This is a genomic window from Marinobacter gelidimuriae, from assembly GCF_000372805.1.
Classification (GTDB): Bacteria; Pseudomonadota; Gammaproteobacteria; order Pseudomonadales; family Oleiphilaceae; genus Marinobacter; species Marinobacter gelidimuriae.
Genome location: NZ_KB889948.1, coordinates 1 through 7,657, shown reverse-complemented (window position 1 = coordinate 7,657; position 7,657 = coordinate 1). Strand labels below are relative to the sequence as shown.

Sequence of the window (7,657 nt, the reverse complement as noted above, 5' to 3'; positions counted from 1 at the left end):
GGCGGGCTGCCGTCACTGCGCAGGCGCAGGACATCGTCCAGTAATTCACCGGCATGGCTGAGCGATGTCTGGTACAGCACCAGGGGCGGACCGTCGCGCTGCTCGGCAATCATGCCGGAGGTATGAATGCCGGAGCGCAGTCGCTCACGGCCGTCATGGCGACTGCGTTTCATGACCGGCTTCTGATCCAGTATCCGGTTCCCGGTATCGTCGATATGATACAGCCAGGCGTCGGCGGCCAGCTTGAGCAGGGTGTCATGCACCGGCTTGAGATCATTGGCCAGATGCTCGCACTGATCGAAGATCGTCGAGGCTGTCATTGGCACGCCCAGGAGCTGATTCAGGGTGCCCTGACGGTAAAACGGGTGGCCGGCGAAGTACTTGTTCATGGCCATCAGGGCTCTGGCGCCGTAGCCGTACTTCTGGCCTCGCCCGCCGTCCTGCAGAACAGAGTCTGGCAGTGTGGCCGTGATGAAGACACCGCAGGCGTTGCAGCGCAGGCGCTCGGCCACGTGCTGCACGGCATTGAACGGTGGCTGACTCTCAATGCGGACGAAGCTGGCCGGATCGTACTTGTAGAGCTTGCCGGTCTCGCATTCAGGGCAGTCGTCGCCCTTGCTGACGTCTTCGAGCGCATGATGTTCGACCGTCGGTGGCACCGCCTCGACAGCCGGTGGTTCGGCCGAGGTGGCCGGACTGCGTGATGAGGCTTTGCGTGATCCGCTCTTCCCAGTGGCGGTGCCCAGCAGACTGCTGAGCTTTTCTGAAGCATCGACCAGGCCGGCCAGCTTCCGCAGCTTGTGCAGGCCGACTCTCTTGGACTTGATGCCAGCCTGCAGCTTCGCCAGCGTCATCAGCGCATCGAGCAGCAGCCTGACATCTTCAGGTGGTAGGGCCAGATCATGATCCAGCGCATGCTGCACGCGCGTGGTCAGCGCTTCTACCTGCGCTTCGGTCAGTGTTGTGGCACTGGCAGCCATGATCTGTTCCTGTTGTGAGTCTGTTTGAAGATGTTGGCATAGCCTACTGAGTTTTCGAACGTTTTCAAGATAATTTCTCGACAGGGCCACGCAGCCACTGCCGCAGCTGCGCCGCCTCCAGCACGGTCAGCGCACTGCCTGCGGCCGGCCAGCGGGTAAAGCGGCCTTGCGAGAGGCGTTTGGTCATGAGCCAGAACCCGCTGCCGTCATAGCAGAGCACGCGGACCATGGTGCGGCTTTTGTTGGTGAAGACGAAGCGGGTATCACCGCGGGGGTCTTGTCTGAGCTGATCACGGCACAGGGCCACGAAGCCATCGATGCCGCGACGAAAGTCAGCCGGCTGCGCTGCCAGCAGGATGCGGCTCGAGCTGGTCAGCAGGATCATGCGCCCGCCGTGGCGCAGAGCGCCAGTACCAGCGCACTCACCTGAGCAGGACTGCAGGCCCCTTCGATCGTTAGCCGCTGGCCTGATGAGGTCGAGACGGTGAAGGCTGGCAGGGCGGCATCGGCCACTGCCTGTTCAAGCGGGACAAAGGTTGGTGCTGAGGCGGGCGTGGGAGTCGATATGTGTGACATACCACGCCGATGCGGCGTTGCCTGCGCCTGCAATTTCGGCGACCAGGTGTTCAGCATGGTATAGCTGATGCTAAGTGCTTTGCTGACGCGGACCCGCGAGGATGCCAGTGCCAGCGCGACGGCCCTGTCGCGCAGTGACTGAGGCACGGCAGCCCGCTGGTGTGGTCGTTGCGCACGCCAGCGCGTGAAGTCTGCGGCCAGCGAATCGAGCCGCCTCTGGAGCTGAACGGTATCGTTGACGGGGGTTAGTGGAATCATGACTGCCTCCTGATAGGGTTGAGGCATTCATTGAATCAGAAGCTCAGCAGGAAGTTGCGCTATGCTGCCGTAAGGTTACTACTCTGCCACCATCAATCGAGGCGAGGTGCCGCCATCACTGTCGGTAGGTGCGATCACTTTTCACGAAACGCCTCCGGAGCGATTGGTCGACAAGTGCAAAACCCTGTATGCAGAATCGGCTCACAATACCCAGATCATCGGGGCAACGAAGGCTTTGGTTGGCGAGTTGAACGTGGAGTCTCAACGGCTAATCAATCCAGGCGGTCAAAGACTGGAGTTCACGTTGCATGGGGATGATTTCTACCTTGATCTGAGGGTGGGGGACCCGATCCTCTTTACCCGGAACAACTACAATATTGGTATCCAGAACGGATCTCTTGGTCTCTTATCCTCGGCAGAGCGTAACGTTCAAGATGGCCAAAAAACATTTGGTATCGTAACCTTGGATACCGGAGAGGAGATTGCCATCACCGAGGACGTCTTCGACTGCATGGAACTTGGCTACGCGATCACGCTCCACAAGGCTCAAGGTAGCCAGTTCCCAAGGATTATCGTGGTAGTTCAGAAGGGCCGTATTTCCGACCGTGCGTGGCTTTACACAGCGATTACCCGCGCCGAGATAGAGGTCCATATCGTTGGGCAAGTTAGTGATTTCGCGACCATCGCAAAATCGGTAAGCAATGCGAATCTGCGAGCGAGTTTTTTGAGGGAGTTGCTGGAAGAGAGGAAAAGGGATTCGGGGGTTGGCTGATGTCAGCACAAACCCCTTCATCGCTGGTCGTGGCCATCGGCTCCTCAGCCTGTTCCTGTTCATCAAATTGTGGTTATGAATACACTCATGGTTATTCAAAATGTTTATTTTTAAACAAAAGCGAACCTTGGAAGCGCAGCAAATTACTCACTTTCTTCACCCTGAATTGGTTAAGAAACAAGCTTTCATGATCGCTGGTGAGCGATCAAATGGCGTCACAAACGAAGCACGAGATAATGTGTTCGATTACATTGGGCGGCTCCATGACTACAGGAAGCGAATCAGAGGCGCCGCTCAGGATCTGAAGCTGTCTTCCTGTAAACATCCTCGTTTCAGCACATGCTTGTAGACAGAAATAATCGCGCATAGCGCCTGATTTTGAGCACCCGGACTGACGATTACGCCGTATCTAATCGTGCTGGCACTGGACATGGTCTGTTAGCTGCTTAAGCCCGAAGGCAGCTCTGTGGCCAAGGTGCTCCACGGGGAGGGCTATGATCAGTATGTCAAAGCCGTGCGGGACGTTTTCGGCAAGGTGATGGCGCGCAAGCCTGATTCGTCCAGAGCAAGATCGCGGGGAGTTTATCTGGTGGCCCGAGGTTTCCGGGGGACGTGAGGGCTTTAATCAAGATGGCGGCCTTGCCTAAAGGCGAGTTACTGGTTAAAACATCAGTCTCTATCCAAGGTTTGGAGTTCAAAGATGTTTTCCCGGCTAAATTTATGCGTGCTCGCGCTGCTCTTGGTCACCAACGTGGCCCATGGCGGTTTCCCGCCATCCTGGTACATGAATGCTCTTGAAAAGGCTGATCCCAACATCCTGGGTTACGTTGCCCGTTTTGAGGAAGATGCCTGCGTGATTACGGAGCGCGAGCTAAAAGACGCCGTGGCAAGCGTCATTAAGGAGTCGGAAGTTGAGCCAAAGCCAGGACGCCGCGGGGAAGTCCACCTGAGTGTCAGCGTCAGATGCCTCGACGTCGACCAGACCTCTGTCTTTTCCCTCGCCATTCAGTTTGGCAGAAAGGACTCCGACTCGACGGTGCTTTACGTTAAAGACTACGGCGAGATCTTCGCAGCTATGGAGGCTGACGTGGTGCTGCAAAACACAAAAACCGCAGTCGAAGCTGCGATGACTGATTACACCTTGGCCAATTTTGACCGGTGATAGGGAATCGCACGCTCTGTGAATCCTCCACTTAGGAATGTCCGCAGTAGCGGGGGTAGAACCCGTGGTCATGGCGTCGCAAACATTGGAAAGCGGACCTAGTAAGGCTGCTAAGATTCAAGATGCCATTTGACCATTGTGCGTCTTTGGGTGAAACTTAGATTTAAAAGTGACAAGGAAAAAAAGGATGAATGTTAAATACTTCGCAGCTATTTTAGCGTCTTTGTTAGTTTCATCATGCGCAACAAATGACCGTATTCCTAACATGCCAAAAAAAGAGAGCCAGGAGCTTGCTCAGCTATTGAGTTCTGGTAATGATAGTGGAGAATATCCCGAATTAAAAAAAGTCTATAAATGGTTCCAACCTAATAATAAGATTGAACCGTGTATGATATATTATCATGCACGTGTAGTAGATGAAAACGACCCTACTATTTGGGACTTTGTATCTCGTGCTAATACAAATTGGGATGGCGACTGTAAGGATGGCTATGCATTTGGTCTTGGTCGTGAATTCAATGAAACAATTGAATATGGCCTAGTCTCATATTTAGTTTACTACGGCGAAGTTGGGCAGGAACCTGATACTTTTTACATAGCAATGTACGATGCGGAGAAGTACCGGTATGTGGCTAATCCTGAAGACGGTAAATTCTATTATGATATGATAGAGATTGTTAAGAATGGACCTAGTATTGAATATTATACTTCCGCTATTGGTTTCAACGACCTAAATGGGCCTAATTTTTATGGGGAAGAAGAGCTTTTTACAGGTAGGAGATTCGTAGCGAAAATAACTCGGGAAAACAACGTGTTAAGAGTTAATTTATCTACCAATCCAGAAGATAGCAATTGGAGGCATATTTCTATATATAAAAATGAAAATGAAGTTTTTACTATTACTAATTATGTAAATGGTTATAGCGAGATAGCCCGAGTTGAAAATGGTAATAGAGAGCTTGTAAAGCTTGATTATGACTTGGACCAAGCGATGATTGCGACTATAAATTCAACAAATAAAGAACTTCAAGCTGTTAGTGGTAGACTTGATGCAAGCAAGCAAGCAATGGCGATTTATAAAAGAAAAATATGCGATGGAAATGTTAGTGTAGATTTCATGGATAACTCGATTTATGGCCGTGTTTGTCTACCTAATGGTGATATTTCACATTTAAATGACCAAATAACAAGATATAGAGTTGAGAAAGAACGCAAATGGGAAAAAGCAGAGGCAAAATATCTTGACCAGCAAAGAATAAATCAGAAGCGACAAAAACAGATAGCTCAGCAGCGACAACAACAGATAGCTAAGCAACGTCAGCAAACTAATAATGCGATTAACAACCAGAGCTGGCAAAATTGGAGCTCATCGCAACAGCCTGTTGAGCTTAATAATGTCCCTAACAACTGGAATAATCAGTCGACGACGAATTGTATAGTCATTTCAAACATTGTAAGTTGCACGTCTAATTGATATTTACCCGAGACCCGATTAGTTTGAATTTAATGGGTCTCTCAGCATTGTATTGCCACAACCACTGGGTCGCTCATAGCTGGGCATGAGGAATGCCGCTGAATTGATGCAGATCAATCCATTCATGCCAAGGGATCCGATTGAAGCGCTCGATATAGGCATTCTGAGTTGGCTTGACGGGCTGAATATAGATCAACCGAGTCCGGTTTCTGTTGCGCCTACCCCGGGAATTTTGGTCCGTTCAAAACTGGAAAATCCGGGATCATAAAGCCCTGAGCCGGAGACAAGTGCGATATCAGGACGCTGTAAAAGGTCCGCTTTGTGGTCAATCTGGACGTTCGCTTTGCGACCTTAACGTAACGCCGATTATGCGCAGTGCTTGCGGTGTATCGCAGAGGCATGAAGCAGTTCAGCTTCTAACAAGCTGAGAGCGTAAGTCACTGGGTTCTACTCCAATTACTACTCAGTTCCCTTTTTTGGACATTCTTTTGGAATGTATTTTGGAGGAACACCCAAGGGGCGACAGGTGTACGATATGTCGGTGTCATTGATCACCTTCGGTGAAAAAATCAGGACTCCTTCGTTCAACGACTCCCCAGCCAGCCGTATTTTTATTACCCCGGTCTGGCTATTAAGAGTAACCTTGCCGACGTATTCTCCATCGCCCATTTTCAGATCAAGCTCGTTAATACTGAAGGGATATGTTGAATGGATAAAATAGTAGATTGAAATCGATGCTACCACATATTTTGCATACCTATAGGATTCTTGTGATCGTACCCCTTGGTAATAACTGCTATGAATGAAATAAAACATTGAGATGGTAACGATACACCCAAACACAAACAGAATTTTTATTAGCTTCAGTATAGCCTTGTATATTCTCACGTCATCCTGGATTTGAGTTAACAGGCAAAAAATAGTTAGTTAGAATAGGCGACGAAGGAGAAAAACCAACTGTTTTTCGTGCCTGTTTAATTGCTTTTTAGCATCAAATTCAGCACACATTAAGAGCTATTACGTGCTTTCCAACCAATATAAAACAGAAAAACTCCAGGAATACCAATAAGAGCCACAGCACCCCCGAGCATATTTGCGTAAGTGCGTGGGTCACCTGGCTGTTGTTCGTATGTAATTGCGACTAATACAACAAAATTAATCATTACAAAGCCGATAACCATACGAATAATCGTTTTTGCTCTAAAAGTATAGGCATAACTCTTTACTCCCATTTAATAGTGAAATCACTGCCTTCTATTTTATTGATCTGCTCAATGGGTAATTTATATGTCCCATTCCCTGTCGCTAAATACAACATATTAGCCAAAGCGTGCGCTTCATCTATGCTTAAGTCTTTTGGTACATCGGAACCTAAAGCTCTTAATTTTCTGGCAATAATTTTCACATGCTCTTTCTTAACCATGGAGTTTCTTGTATATATCGTCAATTTTAATGCTCCTTTTTCTTAAAAGACTTATAGCTCCATGTGAACTTTCCAAATAGTATCCACTCGATAGCACTTAATATAATAAGTGGCACGAATAAGTATATTGCGAGTATAAAAACTATTGCTGGATTTCCAGGTCTGTCGGATACCAAGAGTACCGCCCACCCTTCTGCCCACACCATACTTGACACTAAGACCCACCAACAAATGACTCCAAGCCACTTAGCTGTAATATACAAAAAAACAACTAATTTTTTTAACCTATAAAATATATCCATATTTAATCCTAGTGAGCGCGGCCTCAATAACTAAGTGCAACACCCTCTAATCATAGACGTTGCCATGCCTGCACTTGTATGTGTTTAATTTGTACTAGGACAAGTTGACCCATAGCTAATTTCAGTCACTTCACCATCGCTGTATTTGCAAAACCGGCTGGTTCCTTCTGTCCATTGTTGCATTAAAACACCAGCAAATGCGGAAAATGACAAAACAGCCAATGAAAATACAAGGCTAATTTTCAGTTTTTTATTCATGATTTATATCCTTCTCGTTTTTGGTGTGTTGTTTTTCCTGAGCCTGGCATGGATGGTTTCCGTAAGGGATTTGAAGCGAACTCCCCCCGAAAAACCTGTAAACGCAGCTATGGCCAGGTTTTGAAGTCCTTGAAGTAAGGCAGCGGTGTCCCAACCCGCCATTCACTGGCCATTCGTTGCCCTTCAGTGATCTGCTCACGCGACAAGGTGTACGCAGTAGCGTCTCGGACCTCTCGTGCTTTTTTATGTCCTTGCGCTGCCGCAAGGTTGCTTACTACATAAGCCATAACTGGGTTACGGGTTACACCCGTGCCTCTGTAATACATGAGGGCAAGACTGAGTTGAGCGTCTACAGTTCCCTGTTCGGCAGCACGGCGATACCACTGAGCCGCCTCGGCATAATCCTGGGATACCCCATGGCCATTGCCATACATGATGCCTAGAGAATATTG

11 protein-coding genes and 1 pseudogene are annotated in these 7,657 nt (G+C 48.8%); 4 read left to right on the top strand and 8 right to left on the bottom strand.

Annotated features, from left to right (window positions below):
• The 3 genes from A3OI_RS20835 to A3OI_RS0118030 all read right to left on the bottom strand — a co-directional run.
• The coding region (locus A3OI_RS20835) for an IS66 family transposase (RefSeq protein WP_018405612.1) at positions 1 to 980 on the bottom strand (980 nt) is incomplete at its 3' end.
• A gap of 64 nt (positions 981 to 1,044) precedes the next feature.
• Positions 1,045 to 1,365 (bottom strand): IS66 family insertion sequence element accessory protein TnpB, encoded by a 321-nt coding sequence (gene tnpB / locus A3OI_RS0118035; protein ID WP_018405611.1) that lies wholly within the window; start codon positions 1,363 to 1,365, stop codon positions 1,045 to 1,047.
• Positions 1,362 to 1,814 carry a hypothetical protein gene (locus A3OI_RS0118030; protein WP_018405610.1) on the bottom strand — a complete coding sequence of 151 codons (453 nt, stop codon included), beginning with the start codon at positions 1,812 to 1,814 and terminating at the stop codon, positions 1,362 to 1,364. Before A3OI_RS0118030 ends, tnpB begins: the two co-directional genes overlap by 4 nt.
• A 163-nt stretch (positions 1,815 to 1,977) precedes the next feature.
• On the opposite strand from A3OI_RS0118030, the gene A3OI_RS0118025 reads away from it, so the two are divergent.
• The 4 genes from A3OI_RS0118025 (at position 1,978) to A3OI_RS0118005 (ending at position 5,222) form a co-directional block, all read left to right on the top strand.
• Positions 1,978 to 2,586, top strand: coding sequence for an ATP-dependent DNA helicase (locus tag A3OI_RS0118025; protein WP_018405609.1), 609 nt, complete (start codon positions 1,978 to 1,980; stop codon positions 2,584 to 2,586).
• A 442-nt stretch (positions 2,587 to 3,028) separates the two neighbouring features.
• Positions 3,029 to 3,202, top strand: coding sequence for an SAM-dependent methyltransferase (locus A3OI_RS22440; RefSeq protein ID WP_228703037.1), 174 nt, complete (start codon positions 3,029 to 3,031; stop codon positions 3,200 to 3,202).
• Between the two features lie 108 nt (positions 3,203 to 3,310).
• Complete coding sequence (locus tag A3OI_RS0118010; RefSeq protein ID WP_228703036.1) at positions 3,311 to 3,748, top strand: hypothetical protein; 438 nt, start codon at positions 3,311 to 3,313, stop codon at positions 3,746 to 3,748.
• Between the two features lie 187 nt (positions 3,749 to 3,935).
• Entirely contained in the window at positions 3,936 to 5,222 is a 1,287-nt protein-coding gene (locus A3OI_RS0118005; protein WP_018405605.1) for a hypothetical protein, read from the top strand.
• A gap of 76 nt (positions 5,223 to 5,298) precedes the next feature.
• On the opposite strand, the pseudogene A3OI_RS22430 reads toward A3OI_RS0118005, so the two are convergent.
• From A3OI_RS22430 to A3OI_RS20830, 5 genes and pseudogenes are all read right to left on the bottom strand, one after another.
• Positions 5,299 to 5,436, bottom strand: a pseudogene (locus A3OI_RS22430) (integrase core domain-containing protein); the annotation flags it as partial.
• 793 nt (positions 5,437 to 6,229) lie between these two features.
• Positions 6,230 to 6,454 carry a hypothetical protein gene (locus A3OI_RS22925; protein WP_155903229.1) on the bottom strand — a complete coding sequence of 75 codons (225 nt, stop codon included), beginning with the start codon at positions 6,452 to 6,454 and terminating at the stop codon, positions 6,230 to 6,232.
• Complete coding sequence (locus A3OI_RS0117995) at positions 6,445 to 6,645, bottom strand: hypothetical protein (RefSeq protein WP_018405603.1); 201 nt, start codon at positions 6,643 to 6,645, stop codon at positions 6,445 to 6,447. Before A3OI_RS0117995 ends, A3OI_RS22925 begins: the two co-directional genes overlap by 10 nt.
• 386 nt (positions 6,646 to 7,031) lie before the next feature.
• Positions 7,032 to 7,205, bottom strand: a complete 174-nt coding sequence (locus A3OI_RS22920) for a hypothetical protein (RefSeq protein WP_155903227.1) — start codon at positions 7,203 to 7,205, stop codon at positions 7,032 to 7,034.
• A gap of 107 nt (positions 7,206 to 7,312) precedes the next feature.
• Positions 7,313 to 7,657, bottom strand: a 345-nt coding sequence (locus tag A3OI_RS20830; protein ID WP_018405601.1) for a tetratricopeptide repeat protein, incomplete at its 5' end; no start/stop codon positions are given.

What these genes read in the sequence shown, in the direction of transcription:
- tnpB (WP_018405611.1), bottom strand. Translation starts at nt 1,365, where the DNA reads ATGATCCTGCTGACCAGCTCGAGCCGCATCCTGCTGGCAGCGCAGCCG.
- A3OI_RS0118030 (WP_018405610.1), bottom strand. Translation starts at nt 1,814, where the DNA reads ATGATTCCACTAACCCCCGTCAACGATACCGTTCAGCTCCAGAGGCGG.
- A3OI_RS0118005 (WP_018405605.1), top strand. Translation starts at nt 3,936, where the DNA reads ATGAATGTTAAATACTTCGCAGCTATTTTAGCGTCTTTGTTAGTTTCA.
- A3OI_RS22925 (WP_155903229.1), bottom strand. Translation starts at nt 6,454, where the DNA reads ATGGGAGTAAAGAGTTATGCCTATACTTTTAGAGCAAAAACGATTATT.
- A3OI_RS0117995 (WP_018405603.1), bottom strand. Translation starts at nt 6,645, where the DNA reads ATGGTTAAGAAAGAGCATGTGAAAATTATTGCCAGAAAATTAAGAGCT.
- A3OI_RS22920 (WP_155903227.1), bottom strand. Translation starts at nt 7,205, where the DNA reads ATGAATAAAAAACTGAAAATTAGCCTTGTATTTTCATTGGCTGTTTTG.